Source organism: Streptomyces sp. NPDC053513, from assembly GCF_044544765.1.
Taxonomy (GTDB): Bacteria; Actinomycetota; Actinomycetes; order Streptomycetales; family Streptomycetaceae; genus Streptomyces; species Streptomyces litmocidini.
Window position 1 is genome coordinate 24,882 of the sequence record NZ_JBITXP010000002.1, and the last position, 20,630, is coordinate 45,511.

The window sequence follows — 20,630 nt, forward strand, 5'->3', positions numbered from 1 at the left end:
CGACCCCGGCCGCGGTCCGTCCGCACCGCGCCCTCCCAGAGTGGCCGCCGCCGCCCGCGGCGGCGACCCCCACGGGGCCGAGTGGCGTACGGGGTCAGCCGGCCGCGAGCCGCCCGCCCCGGGCGAGGAGCGCCGTCGCCGCCGCGCACCCCAGGCCCACCGCGCACAGCGCGAGCCACGGCGCCGCCGACCAGCCGGTGACGTCGAGGAGCGCGCCGGTCCCCAGGTTCCCGAGGGTGATCCCGATCCCGCACACCGTGTTGTAGAGCCCGTAGTGGGTGGCCACCCAGCGTCCCCGGGACAGGGCGACGAGCGTGTCCATCTCGTACGGGTAGAGCACCGCGTTCGCGACGGCCAGAACCGCCGCGCACAGCAGCAGACCCACCGGCCCCCGACCCAGGACGGCCGGGACGAGGAAGGCCCCGCCCATCAGCGCGAGCCCGAGGACGAGACACCGCTCCCGGCTGAGCCGGCGCCGGGTCCAGGCCGTGATCCGCAGCTGCCCTGCGAGCGCGACGAGCGCCGAGACCACGAACAGCGCGGTCGTCACGCCCGTGCCGCCCGCCGCGAGCGGCAGCGCCAGATAGACCTGGAAGGACAGCACGTACGAGCCGGTCATGGCGAGCGAGAAGAGCCAGAAGGTGCGGTGGGAGAGCACCGTGCGGAACTGCCCCCGTCGTTCCCTGGGCGCTTCGGAGACCCGTACGGGCAGATGCCGGAGCTGTACGAGGGTCAGGCCGGCGAACAGCACCGCCGCGACCACGCACGTCAGCCGGAACGACACCCCCGTCAGGGCCACCCCGACGAGCGGCCCGAGCAGGATGCCCGCCTGGTAGTACGCGTTGAACAGCGCGAAGGCCTCCACCCGGCGCTCCTCCCCCGCCTCCGCCGCCAGACAGGCCCGCACGGCGGGGTTGAACAGCGCCCCCGCGAGGCCCGTCGCGAGCGAGGCGGCGATCAGCGTCGGCAGCGACTGCGCGAAGGCGAGCGCTCCGAAGCCGACCGTCCGCAGCGCGCAGCCGGCCACGATGAGCGGCTTGAAGCCGAGCCGGTCGGCGAGCGCCCCGCCGACGAGGAACATGCCCTGCTGGGAGAGGTTCCGGGCGCCGAGGACGAGACCGACGGCCCAGGCGGCCATGCCGAGCCCGTCCGCGAGGTGCGCGGCCAGGTACGGCATGAGCATGTAGAAGCCGAGGTTGATGGTGAGCTGGTTGAGGAAGAGGAGCCGCACGGCCGGCTCGAAGGTGCGGGTCTGCCGCCAGATGCCGCCCCTGGCCTTCGCGGGCGTGGTCGCCGTCGTCGTCACCGGACACGCTCCAGGACCCGGCGGGTCCAGCCGGTGACCGTGTCGTCGGAGACGTACGCGGCGGGGTCCTCCCGTACGGGACCGTCGAGCAGCCCGTGCGCCGCGCAGAACTCGTCGTTGAAGACGGTGTCGAAGTACCGCTGCGGCCCGTCCGGGAAGACCGCCGCGATCCGGGTCCCGCGCGGCCGCGTGCGGGCCAGCCAGCCGGCGACCAGCGCGACCGCGCCCACGCTCCAGCCACCGGTGGCGAACTGCCGCGAGGCCAGTCGGCGGGCCGCGCGGACCGCCTCCGCCGGGCCGACCCAGTGGATCTCGTCGAAGGCCGCGTGGTCGACGTTCCCGGGGTGGATGGAGGAGCCGAGGCCGCGCATCAGCCGCTCCCCGGCCGGAAGGCCGAAGACGGTGGAGTTCACGGAGTCCACCCCGACCAGCTCCAGGGCCGGGCTGGAGCCGGCGCGCAGGGCCCGGGAGATCCCGGCGGAGTGGCCGCCGGTGCCGACCGCGCAGACGAGGACGTCGATCCGGTCGAGCTGCGCGGACAGCTCGGCGGCGAGCCCCGCGTACGCGGCGGGGTTGTCGGGGTTCCCGTACTGGTCGGGCCACCAGGCCCCGTCGAGGCTCCCGAGCAGTTCGGCGACCCGGTCCATCCGGGCCTGCTGCCAGCCGCCGCGCGGGCTGGGCTCGGGGACGACGTGGACCCGGGCGCCGTGGGCGACGAGCATCCGCTCGACGATCGGTTCGAGCCCGGGGTCGGTGACGACGTGCACGGGGTGGCCGTGGAGCACGCCCGCGAGGGCGAGGCCGAGACCGAGGGTCCCGGAGGTCGACTCGACGATCGGGGCGCCGGGCCGCAGGTCCCCGCGGCGGCGGGCCTGCTCGACCATGTAGAGGGCGGCGCGGTCCTTGATGCCGCCGAAGTTGAAGCCTTCGAGCTTGGCCCAGTAGCCGTCGTCCGTCCACAGGACGGGGGTGTTGCCGACGGTCTGTCCGTCGACGGGAAGCGTCAGGGGTGCGGTCATGGGGAGGTGTCCTCGGGGTGGGTACGCGGAAGGGAACCTGGTCACGCGAGTGCGGGACCCGGCTCAGTTCCGGTCCACTCCGAGGGCGACGAGCAGCCGGCCCGGCTCGGGGCCGGGGCCGGCCCGGTACCGGACGCAGCGCGCGCGGGGATCGGTGCGCAGGTCCGCCGCGTGGTACGGGACCGCGGCCCCGCCGGCGTCGGGCGCGGCGAGCGGGGAGGCGGGGGCCTGCGCGGGGAGGTGGGCGTCGAAGGTCCAGGCCTCCCCGGACCGCTCGCAGCCGTGCGGGAGCGCGGGGGCGGAGACGGTCGCGGTGCCGGAGGTCGGCAGCACGTGCCCGTGGGAGCCGTGGCAGACGCTCACGAGGAGGGCGAGGAGCGCGAGCAGGACGAGCACGGCGGGCGCCCGCCGGATCGCATCGCTCACACGCTCGTCACTCATGGTGCGCGCGAGATTACGGTGGGGTGGGGGCTGCCTCCAAAGAGGCAGGCACGGTTTTGGCCACCGTTTACTTCAGACAGGCCCGTCCTGCTCAGGACAGCTCCGTCCTGCTCCGACGGGTCCGCCCCGCTCAAGGCAGCTCCGTCCTGCTCAAGGCAGCTCCGTCCTGCTCGGACGGGTCCGTCAGAGGTTCCGCTCCGCGTACACCTTCATCGCGTCCCGGACGAGGACCGCGGTGCCCTCTCCGTGCTTGTCGTAGTTCGCCGTGAAGCGCGGATCGTCGACGTACATCTGCCCGAGGCCGATCACGTACTCCTTGCTCGGCGTCGTGGTCGTCGACAGCCACGCGACCTGGCGCCGCGCGATCGCCTGCACCTCGTCGCTGTCGGCGGCCAGGCCGTCCCGGGCCGCCCGTCCGAAGTCGCGGGCGATGCCGGCCTGCTCCTCCATGAACGCCTTCTTCCGCTCGTCGCCGAGCGAGCGCCACCAGCGGTCGCCCTTCTCGTACGCGTCGCGGCCCCAGCGCTCGGTGACCTCCTCCTCGTACACCGTGTGGTCGAAACCGTCGAACACTTCCTCAGCCATGAGTTCCTCTCCTTCCTCGGTCTTCCGCAGAGTGGTCCGCACCGACGCGATCTGGCGTCCGATGCGCTCGCGCTCCTGCTCCAGGAGGGCGAGATGGGTGCGCAGGGCGGCGGAGGTGTCCCGCTGCCCGGCGAGGACCTCGGCGATGGCGGGCAGGGAGAGCCCCAGCTCGCGCAGCAGCAGGATCCGCTGCAGGCGCACGAGTCCCGCCTGGTCGTAGTACCGGTAACCGTTCGCGCCGATCCGGCTCGGCTCCAGCAGCCCGCGCTCTCCGTAGTGCCGGAGGGTGCGGCTGGTGGTGCCGGCCTTCTTGGCGATCTCCTGGATCGACCACTCCATGCCGAGAACGCTAGATCTTGACGTTGCGTCAAGGTCAAGCGGAGAAGAACCGGACACGACGAAGGCCCGGATCCAGTGACTGGATCCGGGCCTTCGTTGCTACTGAGTAGCGGGGACAGGATTTGAACCTGCGACCTCTGGGTTATGAGCCCAGCGAGCTACCGAGCTGCTCCACCCCGCGTCGGTGAACACGACTCTACGGCATGGACGGGGCGATCACGAAATCGGTTTTCCTCAGCACCCGCAGTCATCGGAGTCGACCGGCGCCGTCAGCGGGTCGGCGGCCTTCTCCGCGGGCCCCTCCCACGTCTCGTACGCGAAGCCCTCGCGCACCCAGTACTCGAAGCCGCCGAGCATCTCCTTCACCTGGAAGCCCAGCTCGGCGAGGGCCAGCGCGGCGCGCGTGGCGCCGTTGCAGCCGGGACCCCAGCAGTACGTGACGACCGGCACGGACTTGTCGAGCAGCTGCTCGGCCTGCTCGGGGATGAGCGCGGTCGGCAGGTGGACCGCGCCGGGGACGTGACCCTGGTCCCAGGAGGCGGTGGACCGGGAGTCGATCACCACGAAGCCCGGGTCGGTGCCCTCGGCGGCGGCGGTGGCGAGCGCGGAGGCCACGTCGGAGACGTCGGCGTGGAAGGCGAGGCTGGCGGAGAAGTAGGCGGCCGCCGCGGCGGGAGAGGCCGGCGGGGTGCGGAGTACGGGGTTGACCTGCGGCGTCGTCGTCGTCATGGTGATCAATCTACGGATGAAGATCACCGTGCTGAAGTGGGGATTCACGGCGATCGGGGGCATCGACCGGGAAATCCCGGGCGTTCGCCGGGAGACGGCGGGGATCTCACGTACCGAAATCCGGAAGCCCTGTCCCCGCTGTCACATCCGCAGCATTCCATCCGTCATGACGGCATGACGGGACGCGAACGGGGAGATCGACGAGTGGACCACGAAACGGCAGTCGGCCGGGGATCCGACAAGGAATTCCTGGCCCGGCGCTTCGACGCCGACCGCGGCCATCTGCGGGCGGTGGCCTACCGCATGCTGGGCTCGCTCAGCGAGGCCGAGGACGCCGTCCAGGAGGCCTGGTTCAAGCTCAGCCGCAGCGACGTCAGCGGGGTGGAGAACCTCAGCGGCTGGCTGACCACCGTCGTCGGCCGCGTCTGCCTGGACATGCTGCGCTCGCGCGGCTCGCGCCGCGAGGACCCGCTGGAGTACTACGTCCCCGACCCGGTCGTCCGGGTCGCCGACACCACCGACCCGGAGCACGCGGCCGAGCTCACCGAATCCGTCGGGCTCGCGCTCCTCGTCGTCCTGGACACCCTGGGGCCGGCGGAGCGGCTCGCGTTCGTGCTGCACGACATGTTCGCCGTCTCCTTCGACGAGATCGCGAAGATCGTGGACCGCACCCCGGCGGCGACCCGCCAGCTCGCCAGCCGCGCCCGCCGCCGGGTCCAGGACGCCACCCCGGCCCCCGGCCCGGACGCCCGGCGCCAGCGGGAGATCGCCGACGCCTTCCTCGCCGCGGCGCACGGCGGCGACTTCGAGGGGCTGCTCGCCGTCCTCGACCCGGACGTGGTGCTGCGCGCGGACGGCGGCAGGACTCTCGCGGCCGTCTCCCGGGTCGTCCGGGGCGCCGAGGCCGTCATCGCGCAGGCCCTCACGTACGCGAAGTTCCGTACGGGGGTGCTGCAGGTGGTGGCCAACGGCCAGCCCGCGGTCCTGTCGGTCGTCGAGGGGCGCCCGGGCTCGCTCATGACGTTCACGATCGTCGAGGACCGGATCGTCGAGCTGCACATCCTGGCGGACCCGGAGCGGGTGGCCACGCTGGGCTTCACGGAGGAGGAACTGGCCCGCGCGACGTACTGACCGGCCTCGCCGGCCCTGCCCGCACCGTCGGCACCGTCGGCACCACCGGCACCACCGGCACCACCGGCACCACCGGCACCACCGGCACCGACCACACCGTCAGGCGCCACCGGCACCGTCAGGCGCCACCGCTCCTGGCGCTGGCGCCTGACGCCCGGTCACCTCTTCCTGGCGGCCCACCAGCTCCCGGCCGCCAGGGAGACGCCCGCGCTCGCGATGCCGAGGAGGCCGCCCGCCGCGACGTCGCCGGGGTAGTGCACCCCGGTGTGGACCCGGGAGTAGCCCACGGTCCACGCCAGGGCCGCGAGGGGCAGCGACAGGGGCGGCAGCACCGACCCCACGGCGGTGGCGAAGGCGACCGCCGACGCGGTGTGCCCGGAGGGGAACGACGCCGAGGTGGGCATCGGGACGTGACGGCCCACCACCACCCGGGCCGCCTCCCGGTCCGGCCGCGGCCTGCGGACCAGCCGCTTGCCCAGCAGGTTCGCCGAGGCCGAGGCCACCGCGATCGCCCCGACCCCGGCGAGCGCGGCGCGCCGCGGCCGGCCCGGCACCAGCGCGAGGGCCGCCGCGACGGAGAAGGAGATCTTGGAGTGGTTCGCCGCCGTGGAGAGCCGGCGGAGCGCGGTGTCGAGCGTGGGCGTGGAGGTGGCGGCCACCGCGGCGTACACGGCACCGTCGACGGCCCGGATGTCGTGCAGGACCGCCCGGAAGGTCCCGGTCGTCGTGTCGTCCGTCATGCTCCGCTCCTAGAGGGTTCGGTGGTACGGGAGTTCAAGGCGTGCGGGAGCCCCACGGGCCGCTCCGGCCCGGCTCCTCGGGGAAGGCCAGCCGGGTCAGGCGCCGCCAGTCCAGGCGCGGCGGTGGCACCGGCGACCCCGGCCGGTCACGGGGCACGAGGACCCGCAGGGCGCGCGGACGCAGGGTGCAGACCACGGGCGTGGGCAGGGTCAGCGCCTCGCCGTCCACGGCGACGGAGATGACGGCGCCCGCGCCGGGGCCGCCCCCGACCTCCACCCTACGGGCCGTCAGGACGTTCAGGCCGGTGGCCTGGGTGCCCAGGACCGCCAGTTCCGCCGCCTGGGCGGCCCCGTCCACCCGGACGCCGATCACCCCGAGCTCGCCGCCGTCGAGACGCGTCCGGCGGGCGGCGACCGTGCCGAACGGATCGGGCGCCGCGTACGGGTTGTTGCTGACGAGGAGCGCCTGCTGCCCGGTGAGCGGGGTGGAGTCGGCGAGCGCGTCGAGCCGGTCGCCCTCACCGCCCTGGAGCAGATCGGGCAGGACGTCGATCGCGGTGCCGGCCTTGTCGTCGCGGTACTCCGGGTGCTGGACCACGTCCGCGTACACCCCGAAGGAGACCGTGTTCACGAAGGGGCGGCCGGCGACGTCGCCGAGGTCGACCCGGAGCTCCTCGCCGTCGGTCAGCGCGTCGAGGCACCGCGACGGGTCGGTGCGGTCGAGGCCCAGGTCCAGGGCGAAGTGGTTGCGGGTGCCGGCCGAGATCACCAGGAACGGCAGGTCGTGCTCGGCGGCGACCTCGGCCACCAGGGCCTGCGTGCCGTCGCCGCCGGCCACCCCGAGCAGATCGGCGCCCTCCGCCACGGCCTTGCGGGCGAGGCCGGCGACGTCGGCCGGGGCGGACGGGTCGAGCAGGACCACCCGGGCCCCGAGCGCCTCCGCCCGCTCGACGAGCCGGAACCGCTCGACCTTCCCGCCGCCGGACTTCGGGTTCATGATCAGGACGGGCCGGCGGGGCGGGGGAACGGCCGCGCCCCGCATCAGCGCGTTCCGCTCGTCCTCCGGCCGGCGCAGGGCGGACCGGGCGCAGGACAGCGCCACGCCCCACGACCCCAGGGCCACGAGGGCGTTCACCCAGACGCCCCCGACGACGTACAGGTAGAGGGTCACGAGGGGCGCGGCCACCGCGAGCGCCCCGCCGAGCAGCCGCAGCGGCCCGCGGTGCGCGAGGAACCACCAGACGCCGACGGCCGACGCGACGAGCCCCACGAGCCCGCTCAACAGGACCAGCGGCCCGCTGCCGAGCGCGGCCAGCAGGGCCGAGCCCGCGACCGCCATGGCGATCAGCGCCCAGCGGGCCAGCCGCTGGGCCTCCCCCGCCGGATCACCGGAACCGCTCGCCGTCACCGACCCCACCTCCGCACTCCGCGTCCACGCTTCCCCACCTTCCCCCCGCCCGCCCCCGGGACGACCCCGTTCGGAGGAAAGCCTCCGGGAAGACAGGACGGCAGGAACCCGGTGGAAGGTTCTCAGAGGGACGACAGCTCCCCGGCAGCCGCCCCTCCACGGACCGGCGCCGCCCACCCCCGCCGTTCGGCAGGCCGTGTGGGACTCGAAGTCTCTCGGCAGCGACTTCGGATGCACAGAGGACGCGGTAACGGCCCGTGAGACCGATCGAGCAGGGAACGGACACCGTAGGGTGCCCGGCTCGACGGAACATCGGGCCGACACCGGGGAGAGGCTCGGTTCAGAGGTCAGGCGGGAACGCCGGCCCGTTCCAGGACGGCGGCCATCTCGGCCTCGGGGAGCGCCGGGTTGGCGCCCGCGCTGGAAGCCAGTTCGGGGACGTGGAGGGCCTCGCGGAGCCGGTGGAGTGGGAGGCGCGGGTCACCGGCCGCCGCCTGACGCGTCCAGACCGCGGGATCGTGGCTGAGCCGTTCGATCAGCTCCGGCGTGGCCGCGGGGTCCCGGACGGCCAGCCGGCGGTAGTTCCCGTCCGGGTGGTCCGCGTAGCGCGCGGCGAGACCCTCGCGGGGAAAGCGGGGATGCGTCTCCGCCATCCAGGCGGAGAACGTCCCGCCGAGCCGCGCGAACACACGCATCAGGACCTCCTCCGGGGTGTCGGGGTGGTAAATGCCCAGGAGGTTCTCCAACACCGGGTCCTCGACGCGTGCGAGGAGGCGCAGAAGGTCAGGCGGCAGGTGCGGACTCCTGGCGGCGGCGCGCTGGAGCAGCGGGTGGGCGGAGGTCGCGGCCCGACGCAGCACCTCGGGGTCGGCGAGCCCGTCCCGTACCCACCGCACGCCGTCTCCCCTGTCGAAGTCCCCGGCCGTGAAGTCGATCGCCATGCGCCGCGTCTCGTCCAGCTCGGGCCTGAGGGAGACCGCGAGCCGTACGGCCTCGTCGGGGTCCACGGCGAGCCGCTCCACGAGGTCGGCGGGCAGCGACGGGTTCTCGGCGAGGGCCGCCGGGTGCGTCCGCTCTGCGACGCACCGCTCGGCGTCGGCGCGGACGAGGAGCCCGCAGCGTTGCGCCTCGGCGGCGGACTCGGGATCGCGGAGGAGTTCGGCGGTCACTCGTGCGTCCCGCCGGCACTCCCGAAGTGCGGCGGCCCGCCGCACCTCGGCATCGGGGTCGGCCAGCAGCGCCGCCTGCTCGCCCGGCGGCAGGATCTCCCATGCGCGCACCGCGCACCGGCGTGCCTCCGGATCGTGGTGAGCGGCCATCGAGGCCACGAACGACGGCGCCAGATGGGGCGAGTTCAGCAGGGCCGCGCGGACGGAAGGATCCGGGTCGTCGAGCAGGCGGGCGCACACGGCGTCCGGCAGCGGCTCGACCGTCGTACGCGGAAGGCGCTCGGGGCCGTATGCGAGAGCGGCCCGCACCTTGGGGGAGGGGTCGTCCGCGAGCCGGGCCCGCTGTGCGGGCTCCGCCCTGGCGCTCATGGCGAAGTCGATCCGGACGCCCGGATCCGGGTGGGCCAGGATCACCCCGACGGCCGGCTCGGGGAGTCCGGCCCGCTGGACGGCGTCACGGGGCGGATGGCCGCCGCCCTCGTCGAAGGCGAGCAGGCGCAACAGCAACGGCGTCGGCAGCGCCGGATTGCGGGCGACTCCATCCAGAGCGGATGCGTAAAACGCGACCATGATTCCCCTGCCCCTGCGTCTTCCCCCGGTTGGTCCGCAGCCATGATCTCCCGGACGCCCGTCAGGAAACGCCGAGCGGCACCGACCGCCCGGCCGGGTCCGCGTCGCCCGGGTGCCGGACGATTCAGCCGTGCCGAGCGGTGAACCGGTCCAGCAGCCGGATCGCCCTGTCGTGGTCGTAGAACCGGGCCATCTCGTAAGCACTGCTTCCGCCGTCGGGGGTGGCGGTGGGGTCGGCACCGTGGGCAAGGACGATCGCGGTGAGAGCACTGTCGATCGGCTGCCCTGGCTGAAGAGCCGAGTCCCCTTCCAGTGCGATGGCGTGCGTCAGCAAAGTCATGCCGGAGCAGACCTCGTTCACGTCGGCTCCCCCGTCCAGGAGGCGCGTGAGCGTCGCGTGACCGCTCGACTCGACCGCCTGACGGGCGGGCGTCCAGGGTTCGATCTCCTGCCCGGACCGTCCGCTCACGCACGATCCCCCGAACGACGGAGCGCCCCGCCCGGTCGAAACCGGGAGGGGCGCTCCGTAGCAGGTCAGAGGGGATCCCCTCGCCTGCCTCGCGTAGGCCGTGTGGGACTCGAACCCACAACCAATGGATTAAAAGTCCACTGCTCTGCCAATTGAGCTAACGGCCCGTGGACAAGCACACCCGAGCAGCATAGCCCGAGAGGGGCCGGGAACCGATCGGGTATCCGACACCGGCCGTGGCGCGGGCGTGGCGGGAAGGGCGAGGGGCGCGGTGCTCGTACGGGACAGGGCCCGTACAGGCACCGGGGTGCTCGTACGGGCCCTGTCTCAAAGGGGCGGGCTGTGTCAGCCGTTGCGCTTCCAGCGCGGCTTGTCGTCGCGGCGGCCGAAGGAGCCGCCGGTCGAGCCGGTGCTGCCGCGGTGGTCGTCACGACGGCCGTACGGGCGGTCGCCGCCCGAGCGGAAGCCGCCGGCGGGGCGGTCGTCACGACGGTCGCGGTTGAACGGACGGTCGCTGCCACGGTGGCCGCCGCGGTCGTCGCGGTTGAAGCCACCCGACGGGCGGTCGTCGCGGCGGAAGCCGCCGGACGGACGGTCGTTGTCACGACGCTCGAAGGAACGGCCGCCGCGGTCGTCGCGGTTGAAGCCACCCGACGGGCGGTCGTCACGACGGAAGCCACCGGAGGGACGGTCGTCGCGGCGGAAGCCGCCGGACGGACGGTCGTCGCGACGGAAGCCGCCACGGTCCTCACGGTTGAAGCCACCCGACGGGCGGTCGTCACGACGGAAGCCACCGGAGGGACGCTCGTCGCGGCGGAAGCCGCCGGACGGACGGTCGTTGTCACGACGCTCGAAGGAACGGCCGCCGCGGTCGTCGCGGTTGAAGCCGCCCGACGGACGGTCGTCGCGACGGAAGCCGCCACGGTCCTCACGGTTGAAGCCACCGCGGTCACCGCGGTCACGGCGCTCGAAGTTGCCCCGCTCGTCGCGGAACGTCGAACGCTCCTCGCGGCGCTCCTCGGCCTTCGCGGCGCGCTCGGCCTCGACGACGGCGGCCGCGACCTCGGCCTCGGCGGCCTCGGTCACCTCGGCGACGGCGGCCTCCGGGTCCTCGCCGCGCTCGCGGGCGGCACGGGCGACCAGACGGTCGGCCTCCTCGCGGAGCTCGACGGCGCGGCGCTGGAGGCGCTCCAGCTGCTTGGTCAGGTCGACGACCTCGCGCTCGGCCTGCTTGGCCGAGTTGTTCGCGGAGTCGGCCTGGACCTCGGTCAGCGAACGGGCGCCGGTGATCTCGGCGACCTCCGGGTCGAAGGCGCCGGCACCGCCGACGATGTGGCGCGAGGCGTCGACGCCCGCGTCCTCCATCAGGCGGAAGATCTGGCGGCGCTGGTGCGGCAGGGCCAGGGAGACCACGACGCCGGAGCGGCCGGCACGGGCGGTGCGGCCCGAGCGGTGCAGGTAGTCCTTGTGGTCGCCGGCCGGGTCCACGTTCAGGACCAGGTCGATGCCGTCGACGTGGATGCCTCGGGCGGCGACGTCGGTCGCGACGAGCGCGTTGACGTAGCCGTCCTTGAAGTCGGCCAGGGTGCGCGTACGGGCGCCCTGGGTCATGCCGCCGTGCAGGGCGTCGGCCTTCACACCGGCCTCGCGCAGCTGCTCGGCGATGCGGTCCGCGCCCAGCTGGGTGCGGACGAAGATGATCGTGCGGCCCTTGCGCGCGGCGATGGCGGCGGTGACCGGGGCCTTGTCCTTCGGCTTCACGACGAGGACGTGGTGGGTCATCGTCGTGACGGCACCGGCGGACGGGTCGACCTCGTGCGTGACCGGGTTCACCAGGTAGCGCTTGACGAGGGTGTCGATCTCGTTCTCCAGGGTGGCGGAGAAGAGGAGACGCTGGCCGCCCTCGGGGACCTGGTCGAGCAGCTCGGTGACCTCGGGCAGGAAGCCCAGGTCGGCCATCTGGTCGGCCTCGTCGAGGACGGCGACCTGGACCTGCTCCAGGGAGCAGGCGCCGCGGTTGATGATGTCGCGGAGGCGGCCCGGGGTGGCGACGAGGATGTCGACGCCGCGCTCCAGGGCGTAGATCTGGTTGCCCATGGACGTACCGCCGCAGACGACCTTCATCTTGAGGCCGAGCACGTCGCCGTAGGGCTGGAGGGCGTCCGCGACCTGCATCGCGAGCTCACGGGTCGGGGTGAGGATGACGCCGCGGGGCTTCTTCTTCTCGGTGTGGCCGTCCGCCAGGGTGGCGAGCAGCGGCAGACCGAAGGAGAGGGTCTTGCCGGAGCCGGTGCGGCCGCGGCCGAGGATGTCCTTGCCGGCCAGGGCGTCCGGGATGGTCGCCGCCTGGATCGGGAAGGGGGTGGTGACGCCGTTCTGCGCGAGCTTGCGCACGACGCCCTCGGGGAGACCGAGGTCGCCGAAGGTGATGGTGGGCTCGTCGGAGACGGTCTCCTCGACGACCGTCTCGGCGGTGTCGTCGGCCTCGACGGCGACGGTCTCGGTGGCCTCTACGGCCTCGACGATCTCGTCGTTCTCGGGCATGACGGCGTGGTCAGAACTGAAAATGGACATGCGAAATGCGAAACCTTCCGGAGTCTCGGCACGCGCCCGTCAACTCCGTGATTTCGCAAACGACCGCCTCAATGCGGTCAGCCACGGCTAGGGAGAGTACGCGCCACACGGCGCTCTTCTGTGTCGGCGCCGGGCAATGGGATCAAACGATCTACCACCATACGCACCCTCCCCCACCTGTGGCAAATCGGACTACGTCACACCGGCCCGACCTGCGGGGATGCCGTCGGCTCCGGGGGTGCCCCCGGCCCGTCCGCCGCCCGCATCGCGCCCATCTGGGTGTCGGTGCCGGAGCTCGGCGGATCGGTGGGGTTGGAGGTCGGTTCCGGCGTCGGCTCGGGCGTCGGTTCGGAGGTCGGCTCCGGCGTCGGCTCGGGGTCCGGCGGGGTCGGCTCGGGCGTGGGCGTGGACCCGCCGCCGTCCTGGCCCCCTGCGCCTCCGCCGCTGCCGCCGTTCCCCCCGCCACCGCTCCCGCCGCCGTTCCCTCCGCCACCGCTCCCGCCGCCGCCCGTGGCCTCGTGGCCACCGGCGGCCGGCTGCGGCTTCGAGGGCCCTCCGGGTCCGCCGGGGCCCTCCACCGGCAGCACCGCGCCCGGCGAGGGCTTCGCCGTGCCCGACGGCGAGCCGCTCGGGACCGGGGACTCCTTGCCCGCGCCGGCCGGGGCCGGGCCGCCCCTCTCCGGCCTGCCGTTCCAGGGCCCGCCGTCCCCGCCCCGGGCACCGCCGCCGTCGTCGGTCCCGACCGCCGCACCGTGCTTCCCCCCGGACGCGCCGGGCGCCGGCTTCGCCTCCTCGTCACTCACACTCATACAGCCGCTCAGACCGGCACAGGCCGCGACGGCCAGCGCGGTGGCGGCCCATCTCACCGGGGTGGGCAAATGGCGCACGGGGGGCACCTCCAGGACACAACAGGCAGGAACGGAACGCGTCGCACTGCCCAACTCCCCGGGCACCACAAGGGACACGGCCCCCGCGCACCCTCCCGATCCGGCCGAAGCCACGCGATCCGGCCACGCCCCACGCCGTCCGATCCGGCCGGGCCCCACGGCACCCGATCCGGCCACGCCTCCGATCCGGTCGCGGCCCGCGCCCCCGATCCGGCCGGAGCCACGCGCTTTGGTCGCGGCCCGCGCCGACGCCCGGGCCCGCCCCGCTCAGCCGTAGCCGAGCGCGTGCAGCCGGTCGTCGTCGATGCCGAAGTGGTGGGCGATCTCGTGCACGACGGTGATCTCGGTCTCCTCGACCACGTCCTCGCGCGACTCGCACATCCGCAGCGTCGGCCCCCGGTAGATCGTGATCCGGTCGGGCAGCACCCCGGCGTACCACTCGCCGCGCTCGGTCAGCGGCGTCCCCTCGTAGAGCCCGAGCAGCTCGGGGTCGTCCGGGGAGGGCTCGTCCTCCACGAACACGGCGACGTTGTCCATGAGCCGTGTCAGCTCCGGCGGAATCCGGTCCAGGGCCTCGGCGACGAGCTCCTCGAACTCCTCGCGCGTCATCTCCAGCACGGGCCCATTCTCCCCCGCTCGGGAACCGTTTTGGCGATAGCGGCCGGCATCCCATATGCTTCTCACGTCCCCGACGCACTGAGAAGTGCGCAGGTGAGCCTCTAGCCCTCATCGTCTAGTGGCCCAGGACGCCGCCCTTTCAAGGCGGTAGCACGGGTTCGAATCCCGTTGGGGGCACGCATTACCGTGTGCGAGACTAGTGATCGCACGAAGCAAGGTCCTGTGGAGCAGTTGGTTAGCTCGCCACCCTGTCAAGGTGGAGGTCGCGGGTTCAAGTCCCGTCAGGATCGCTGAGGTCGGAAACGGCCTCGTGGCTGGGTAGCTCAGTTGGTACGAGCGATCGCCTGAAAAGCGATAGGTCGCCGGTTCGACCCCGGCCCCAGCCACAGAAGGAAGGCCCCGTTCGAAAGAACGGGGCCTTCTTCGTTCCTGAGGAGTCGTTCCCCGGGAGCGATTCCCCGGGGAATCGCTCCCGGCGAGTGCGACCGTACGGGGGAAGGGCCCGGCCCCCTCCCCCGTACGGCTCAGACCTCCTCGTGCCGCCGCGCCCTGCGGCCCCGCACCGCGAGCCCTGCCGCCACCACCGCCACGACCCCGGCGAGCAGCGCCCAGTCCGGCACCGAGCGGCCCAGCGCGGCGACCCGCTCCTCCACCGCGAAGGACTCGTCCACCGAGAGCAGGCCCGGCAGCCCGGTCGTCCCGTCGAAGACCAGGAAGAGGGTGCCGAGGGCGATGAAGAAGAGGCCCGAGAGCAGCGAGGTGGAGTGGACCTCGAAGCGGCCGGCACGGAGCGGCCGGCCGCGCAGCCAGCGCCGCCGGCCCAGCTCGTACCGCTCCCAGAGCAGCGCCAGGACGAACAGCGGGACGGCCATGCCGAGCGCGTACACGGCCAGGAGCAGTCCGCCGTACACCGGGCTGCCGCTCAGCGCCGCCACCGTCAGGACGCTGCCCAGGATCGGGCCCGCGCAGAAGCCCGCGAGGCCGTAGACCAGGCCGAGGGCGTAGACGGAGAGCGCCGACGTGGGCCGGATCCGGCCGCTCGCCTCGGCGATCCGGCGGGAGGCGAAGCCGAGGCCGAGGACCTGGAGGACGCCGAGGCCGATGATCAGCCAGCCGCCGGCGGTGACGAGCAGCTCCCGGTGGCCGTAGAAGAACCGGCCGGCGAGGGAGCCGGCCGCGCCGAGCGGGACGAGGGTGGTCGCCAGGCCCGCGTAGAGGATCCCGGTCCTGGCCACCAGCTTCGCGCGCGTGTCGATCGAGTACGCGAAGAAGGCGGGCAGGAGCAGGGCGCTGCACGGGCTGAGCAGGGCGAGGAGGCCGCCGAGGAAGGCGGCGAAGTAGCCGATGCCGGAGGTCACCGCGCGCCCTTCGAAGACGCGCCCTTCGAAGGCGCGGCCTTCGCCGCCGCCTCGATCGCCTCCGTGAAGGCCTCCAGGGGCTGGGCGCCCGCGATCGGCCGGCCGTTGATCAGGAACGACGGGGTGGAGGAGACGCCGAGGTCGTACCCCTGTCCCCGGTCGACGCTGACGGCCTCACGGGACACCGCGCCGAGGCGGTCCTGACGGAACCGGGCGAGGTCGGGCACGCCGGCCTCCTTCGCGAGGGCGGCGAGGCGCTCCTCGCCGAACCCCTTCTCCTTGGCTCCCTCGGCATAGGCGGCCTTGTGGAACTCCCAGAACCTGCCCTGCTGCCCGGCCGCCCAGGAGGCGCGGGCGGCGGCCTCCGACTCCTCGCCGAAGATCGGGAAGTTCCGCCACTCGATGCGCAGGACCCCCTTCTCCACGTACTTCTTCACCAGGACGGGCTCGGTGTCGCGGGCGAACTTCCCGCAGTACCCGCACTTGAAGTCGGCGTACTCGATGAGCACGACGGGCGCGTCGACGCGGCCGAGGGCCAGTTTGTCGGAGGCGTCGCGGCGGGCGTACCCCTCCAGCTCGGCGTAGACGCCGGCGGAGGGGTCGGCGGAGACCTCGGCGACGGACGAGGGGCCGGAGGAGCCGGGGGACGGGGGCCTGGTGGCCGTGTACGAGGCGACGCCGGCCAGCACGGCGACGACCGCGACCCCGGAGACGATCGCGATGGGCTTGGACTTGGACCTGGACATGCGGAAGCGCTCCTGAAGGCGGGAGGGAAGGACGGCGGGGGACGGCCGTCCGCCTACACCCTCAGGACGGAGAGCTCCACGGGGGTCCGCACGCGCGCGGGTGGCTCCCGGCCCTGCCGTGCGACCGGGCCGGCCGTGTCCGGCCGCCGGACCGCGGGCGGCACCCGGTCGGTGGCCAGGGCCGGCAGCAGCTCGGCGAAGCCGTGTGCACGCGGTGGCACGCCGGGGCCCGCGGCCCCTTCGTCACCGGGGTGACCGGGGTCGCAGCCCGGCACGGCGGCGCCGGCCACGACCGGCGCGTCCCCCGGCGACGGACTCGCGGGGGCGCCGCAGACCAGGAAGGAGAGCACCAGCCCCAGGAGCGCGGCGAGCGCCGCCGCGCGGGTGGTGCGGGACATGCGAAACCTCTCCGGTCCGGGCCAGATGCCCGAAATACTACGCACCGCCGCCCGGCCCCCCTCGTAAATGGGTTCGCCGCTTCTCGTCCGCAGGTGCGATCCTGGATCCCGTATGTCTACTTCCTTCGCCGCCCTCCAGTCCGTCCTGGCCGAGGTCTCGCTGCGGGACTCCCACCGGCTCGGCCGCCGTCTCGAAGGCGCCCGCCGCATCCGCAAGCCCGAGGCCCGCGCGGCCGTCCTGGACGAGATCGCCGCCGAGGCGGCCAAGGCCAAGGAGCGCGTCGACGGGCGTGCCGCCCGCGTGCCCGCGGTCACGTATCCCGAACAGCTGCCCGTCTCGCAGAAGAAGGACGAGATCCTGGAGGCGATACGCGACCACCAGGTCGTGATCGTCGCCGGTGAGACGGGCTCCGGAAAGACCACCCAGATCCCGAAGATCTGCCTGGAGCTGGGCCGGGGCGTCCGGGGCATGATCGGGCACACCCAGCCCCGCCGGATCGCCGCCCGCACGGTCGCGGAGCGCGTCGCCGAGGAGCTGAGGACGCCGCTGGGCGAGGCCGTCGGCTGGAAGGTCCGCTTCACCGACCAGGTGAACCCGGACGCGACCTTCGTGAAGCTGATGACGGACGGCATCCTGCTCGCCGAGATCCAGACGGACCGCGAGCTGCGCGCGTACGACACGATCATCATCGACGAGGCCCACGAGCGGTCCCTCAACATCGACTTCCTGCTCGGCTACCTGGCCCAGCTGCTGCCGAAGCGCCCCGACCTCAAGGTCGTCATCACCTCCGCGACGATCGACCCGGAGCGCTTCTCCCGGCACTTCGGCGACGCCCCGATCGTCGAGGTCTCCGGCCGTACGTATCCGGTCGAGGTCCGCTACCGCCCGCTCCTCGAAGAGGACAGCGAGGAGTCCGACCGGGACCAGATCACCGCGATCTGCGACGCCGTCGACGAGCTCCAGAAGGAAGGGCCGGGCGACGTCCTGGTCTTCCTCTCCGGCGAGCGCGAGATCCGCGACACCGCGGACGCGCTGACCAAGAAGAAACTCTTCAACACCGAGATCCTGCCGCTGTACGCGCGCCTCTCGCACGCCGAGCAGCACCGGGTCTTCCAGGCGCACTCCGGCCGCCGGATCGTCCTCGCGACGAACGTCGCCGAGACCTCCCTGACCGTCCCCGGCATCAAGTACGTGATCGATCCGGGCACCGCCCGCATCTCCCGCTACTCGCACCGGACCAAGGTGCAGCGGCTGCCGATCGAGCCGATCAGCCAGGCCAGCGCCAACCAGCGCAAGGGCCGCTGCGGCCGTACGTCGGACGGCATCTGCATCCGCCTCTACTCCGAGGACGACTTCCTCACCCGTCCGGAGTTCACGGACGCGGAGATCCTCCGTACGAACCTGGCCTCCGTCATCCTGCAGATGACCGCTGCCGGCCTCGGCGACATCGAGAAGTTCCCCTTCATCGACCCGCCGGACCACCGGAACATCCGGGACGGCGTGCAGCTCCTCCAGGAGCTCGGCGCGATCGACCCGGCGGAGAAGGACCCGAAGAAGCGGCTGACGCAGCAGGGCCGGAAGCTGTCCCAGCTGCCGGTGGACCCGCGGCTCGCCCGGATGGTCCTGGAGGCCGACAGGAACGGCTGTGTCCGCGAGGTCATGGTGATCGCGGCGGCGCTGTCCATCCAGGACCCGCGCGAGCGGCCGGCGGAGAAGCAGGCGCAGGCCGACCAGCTGCACGCCCGCTTCAAGGACGAGACGAGCGACTTCCTCGCCTTCCTCAACCTGTGGCGGTACGTCCGCGAGCAGCAGAAGGAGCGCGGCTCCAGCTCCTTCCGCCGGATGTGCAAGCAGGAGTACCTGAACTTCCTGCGCATCCGCGAGTGGCAGGACATCTACGCCCAGCTGCGGACGGTCGCCAAGCAGATGGGCATCCACCTGAACGAGGAGGACGCGCCGGAGCAGTCCGTGCACGTCTCCCTGCTCGCCGGTCTGCTCTCCCACATCGGCCTGAAGGACGTGAAGGAGAGCAAGGAGAGCCAGGGCTCCAAGCGCGAGGGCACCCGGAACGAGTACCTGGGCGCGCGGAACGCCAAGTTCGCGATCTTCCCCGGCTCCGCGCTCTTCAAGAAGCCCCCGCGCTTCGTGATGTCCGCCGAGCTGGTGGAGACCTCGCGGCTCTGGGCCCGGGTCAACGCCCGGATCGAGCCCGAGTGGATCGAGCCGCTCGCGCAGCACCTGGTGAAGAAGACGTACAGCGAGCCGCACTGGGAGAAGGACCAGGCGGCCGTGATGGCCTTCGAGAAGGTGACGCTGTACGGCGTCCCGATCGTCGCCGACCGCAAGGTGAACTACGGGCGGATCGACCCGGAGGTCTCCCGCGACCTGTTCATCCGGAACGCGCTCGTCGAGGGCGACTGGCGCACGCACCACAAGTTCTTCGCGGACAACCGCAAGCTCCTCACCGAGGTCGAGGAGCTGGAGCACCGGGCCCGGCGCCGGGACATCCTCGTCGACGACGAGACGCTCTTCGACTTCTACGACAAGCGCGTCCCCGAACACGTCGTGTCCGGCGCCCACTTCGACTCCTGGTGGAAGCACAAGCGCCGCGAGGAGCCGGAGTTCCTCGACTTCGAGCGCGAGATGCTCATCAACGAGAAGGCGGGGGCGGTCACCAAGGACGACTACCCGGACTCGTGGCGGCAGGGCGCGCTGAAGTTCCGGGTGACCTACCAGTTCGAGCCGGGCGCGGACGCGGACGGCGTGACCGTCCACGTGCCGCTCCAGGTGCTCAACCAGGTCACCGACGAGGGCTTCGAGTGGCAGATCCCGGGGCTGCGCGCGGAGGTCGTCACGGAGCTGATCCGCTCCCTGCCGAAGCCGATCCGCCGCCACTACGTCCCGGCGCCGAACTTCGCGACCCGCTTCCTCGACTCCGTGGTCCCCGTCCAGGAGCCGCTGACGGGCGCGCTCGCCCGGGAGCTCCAGCGGATGGTCGGCGTCCCGGTGACGGCCGAGGACTTCGACTGGGCGAAGGTCCCCGAGCACCTCAAGGTGACCTTCCGGATCGTCGACGAGCGGCGCCGGAAGCTGGCGGAGGACAAGGACCTGGAGGCACTGCGGCTGAAGCTGCGCCCCAAGGCCCGTCAGGCGCTCTCCAAGGCCGCCCAGGCGGCCACGGCGGGCCCGGACGGCTCCGGGCCCTCCCTGGAACGCTCGGGGCTGAAGGACTGGACGATCGGGACGCTCACGAAGGTCTTCGAGACCAAGCGGGGCGGCCAGCCGGTGAAGGCGTATCCGGCGCTGGTCGACGAGGGCGACTCCGTGGCCGTGCGGCTCTTCGACTCGGAGGCCGAGCAGGCGCAGGCGATGTGGCGGGGCACCCGGAAGCTGATCATGCTGAACATCCCGGTGAACCCGGCGAAGTTCGCCTCGGAGAAGCTGACCAACCAGCAGAAGCTGGCCCTGTCGTCGAACCCGCACGGCTCGATCCAGGCCCTCTTCGACGACTGTGCCACCGCCGCGGCCGACAAGCTGATCGCGGACCACGGCGGCCCGGCCTGGGACGAGGAGTCCTTCCGGAAGCTGTACGACAGGGTCCGCGCGGACCTCGTCGACGCGACGGTACGGACGGTGGGGCAGGTCCAGCAGATCCTGGCGGCCTGGCAGGCGTGCGAACGCCGGCTGAAGTCGACGAACAGCCTGGCGCTGATCAACAACCTGAGCGACGTGCGCGCGCAGCTCGCCTGGCTGATGCCGGCCGGTTTCGTCACCCGTACGGGGCTGAAGCGGCTGCCGGACCTGATGCGCTACCTGGTGGCGGTGGACCGGCGGCTCCAGCAGATGCCGACGGGCGTCCAGCGGGACACCACCCGGATGGAGAAGGTCCAGGAGATGCAGGACGAGTACGCCTGGCTCCTGGAGCAGCTCCCGAAGGGCCGGCCGGTGCCGTCGGAGGTCACCGACATCCGCTGGATGATCGAGGAGCTGCGGGTGAGCTACTTCGCCCACGCGCTGGGGACGGCGTACCCGATCTCGGACAAGCGGATCGTGAAGGCGATCGACGCGGCGGCACCGTAGGACGGGGCCGGTCCCTGGGGCGGGGCCGGCCCCGTGGGACGGGACCGGCCTCATGGGGCGCG

General features: G+C 72.8%; 17 protein-coding genes and 5 tRNA genes. 5 read left to right on the plus strand and 17 right to left on the minus strand.

Going from position 1 to position 20,630, the window contains the following annotated elements; genetic code table 11:
- Positions 1-94: 94 nt before the first annotated feature.
- From ACIGW4_RS03250 to ACIGW4_RS03275, 6 genes are all read right to left on the minus strand, one after another.
- A complete protein-coding gene (locus ACIGW4_RS03250) occupies positions 95-1,306 on the minus strand; it encodes an MFS transporter (protein WP_123453885.1) in 1,212 nt (403 codons plus the stop codon).
- Positions 1,303-2,325: a PLP-dependent cysteine synthase family protein gene (locus ACIGW4_RS03255; protein WP_359590955.1), complete on the minus strand. Its 1,023-nt coding sequence runs from the start codon at positions 2,323-2,325 to the stop codon at positions 1,303-1,305. Before ACIGW4_RS03255 ends, ACIGW4_RS03250 begins: the two co-directional genes overlap by 4 nt.
- Positions 2,326-2,388: 63 nt before the next feature.
- Complete coding sequence (locus ACIGW4_RS03260; RefSeq protein ID WP_359590954.1) at positions 2,389-2,766, minus strand: hypothetical protein; 378 nt, start codon at positions 2,764-2,766, stop codon at positions 2,389-2,391.
- Between the two features lie 183 nt (positions 2,767-2,949).
- Entirely contained in the window at positions 2,950-3,690 is a 741-nt protein-coding gene (locus tag ACIGW4_RS03265) for a MerR family transcriptional regulator (RefSeq protein WP_123453879.1), read from the minus strand.
- Between the two features lie 107 nt (positions 3,691-3,797).
- Positions 3,798-3,871, minus strand: a tRNA-Met gene (locus ACIGW4_RS03270).
- Between the two features lie 53 nt (positions 3,872-3,924).
- Positions 3,925-4,419: a rhodanese-like domain-containing protein gene (locus ACIGW4_RS03275; RefSeq protein WP_123457398.1), complete on the minus strand. Its 495-nt coding sequence runs from the start codon at positions 4,417-4,419 to the stop codon at positions 3,925-3,927.
- A gap of 174 nt (positions 4,420-4,593) precedes the next feature.
- On the opposite strand from ACIGW4_RS03275, the gene ACIGW4_RS03280 reads away from it, so the two are divergent.
- A complete protein-coding gene (locus ACIGW4_RS03280; RefSeq protein ID WP_123453877.1) occupies positions 4,594-5,550 on the plus strand; it encodes a sigma-70 family RNA polymerase sigma factor in 957 nt (318 codons plus the stop codon).
- A gap of 158 nt (positions 5,551-5,708) precedes the next feature.
- Here ACIGW4_RS03280 and ACIGW4_RS03285 read toward each other — a convergent pair whose 3' ends face one another.
- The 8 genes from ACIGW4_RS03285 to ACIGW4_RS03320 all read right to left on the minus strand — a co-directional run bounded on the left by ACIGW4_RS03285 (position 5,709) and on the right by ACIGW4_RS03320 (position 13,985).
- Positions 5,709-6,290 carry a phosphatase PAP2 family protein gene (locus tag ACIGW4_RS03285; RefSeq protein WP_123453875.1) on the minus strand — a complete coding sequence of 194 codons (582 nt, stop codon included), beginning with the start codon at positions 6,288-6,290 and terminating at the stop codon, positions 5,709-5,711.
- Positions 6,291-6,324: 34 nt separating this feature from the next.
- Positions 6,325-7,698, minus strand: coding sequence for a diacylglycerol/lipid kinase family protein (locus tag ACIGW4_RS03290; RefSeq protein WP_399578205.1), 1,374 nt, complete (start codon positions 7,696-7,698; stop codon positions 6,325-6,327).
- Positions 7,699-8,045: 347 nt separating this feature from the next.
- Positions 8,046-9,437 (minus strand): Mucin-2, encoded by a 1,392-nt coding sequence (locus ACIGW4_RS03295; RefSeq protein WP_399578207.1) that lies wholly within the window; start codon positions 9,435-9,437, stop codon positions 8,046-8,048.
- A 124-nt stretch (positions 9,438-9,561) separates the two neighbouring features.
- Positions 9,562-9,906: an ankyrin repeat domain-containing protein gene (locus ACIGW4_RS03300; protein WP_399578209.1), complete on the minus strand. Its 345-nt coding sequence runs from the start codon at positions 9,904-9,906 to the stop codon at positions 9,562-9,564.
- 94 nt (positions 9,907-10,000) lie between these two features.
- A tRNA-Lys gene (locus tag ACIGW4_RS03305) sits at positions 10,001-10,073 on the minus strand.
- A gap of 178 nt (positions 10,074-10,251) precedes the next feature.
- Positions 10,252-12,480, minus strand: a complete 2,229-nt coding sequence (locus ACIGW4_RS03310) for a DEAD/DEAH box helicase (protein WP_399578212.1) — start codon at positions 12,478-12,480, stop codon at positions 10,252-10,254.
- A gap of 197 nt (positions 12,481-12,677) precedes the next feature.
- The gene (locus ACIGW4_RS03315) at positions 12,678-13,367 is read right to left on the minus strand and encodes a hypothetical protein (RefSeq protein WP_398707825.1); all 690 of its coding nucleotides are present in this window, start codon (positions 13,365-13,367) and stop codon (positions 12,678-12,680) included.
- A gap of 267 nt (positions 13,368-13,634) precedes the next feature.
- Positions 13,635-13,985 carry a metallopeptidase family protein gene (locus ACIGW4_RS03320; RefSeq protein ID WP_185094583.1) on the minus strand — a complete coding sequence of 117 codons (351 nt, stop codon included), beginning with the start codon at positions 13,983-13,985 and terminating at the stop codon, positions 13,635-13,637.
- A gap of 104 nt (positions 13,986-14,089) precedes the next feature.
- Between ACIGW4_RS03320 and ACIGW4_RS03325 the strand changes: the two genes are divergently transcribed.
- From ACIGW4_RS03325 to ACIGW4_RS03335, 3 genes are all read left to right on the plus strand, one after another.
- Positions 14,090-14,162, plus strand: a tRNA-Glu gene (locus tag ACIGW4_RS03325).
- Between the two features lie 39 nt (positions 14,163-14,201).
- Positions 14,202-14,275 (plus strand) — tRNA-Asp (locus ACIGW4_RS03330).
- 22 nt (positions 14,276-14,297) lie between these two features.
- A tRNA-Phe gene (locus ACIGW4_RS03335) sits at positions 14,298-14,371 on the plus strand.
- Between the two features lie 138 nt (positions 14,372-14,509).
- Here ACIGW4_RS03335 and ACIGW4_RS03340 read toward each other — a convergent pair.
- From ACIGW4_RS03340 to ACIGW4_RS03350, 3 genes are read right to left on the minus strand one after another with little or no spacing between them, the layout of a single operon-like run.
- The gene (locus ACIGW4_RS03340; protein WP_399578215.1) at positions 14,510-15,343 is read right to left on the minus strand and encodes a cytochrome c biogenesis CcdA family protein; all 834 of its coding nucleotides are present in this window, start codon (positions 15,341-15,343) and stop codon (positions 14,510-14,512) included.
- Entirely contained in the window at positions 15,340-16,089 is a 750-nt protein-coding gene (locus tag ACIGW4_RS03345; RefSeq protein WP_399578218.1) for a DsbA family protein, read from the minus strand. Before ACIGW4_RS03345 ends, ACIGW4_RS03340 begins: the two co-directional genes overlap by 4 nt.
- Positions 16,090-16,142: 53 nt before the next feature.
- Positions 16,143-16,487 carry a hypothetical protein gene (locus ACIGW4_RS03350; protein WP_398707832.1) on the minus strand — a complete coding sequence of 115 codons (345 nt, stop codon included), beginning with the start codon at positions 16,485-16,487 and terminating at the stop codon, positions 16,143-16,145.
- 112 nt (positions 16,488-16,599) lie between these two features.
- On the opposite strand from ACIGW4_RS03350, the gene hrpA reads away from it, so the two are divergent.
- Positions 16,600-20,568 carry an ATP-dependent RNA helicase HrpA gene (gene hrpA, locus ACIGW4_RS03355; RefSeq protein WP_399578221.1) on the plus strand — a complete coding sequence of 1,323 codons (3,969 nt, stop codon included), beginning with the start codon at positions 16,600-16,602 and terminating at the stop codon, positions 20,566-20,568.
- Positions 20,569-20,630: the final 62 nt, after the last annotated feature.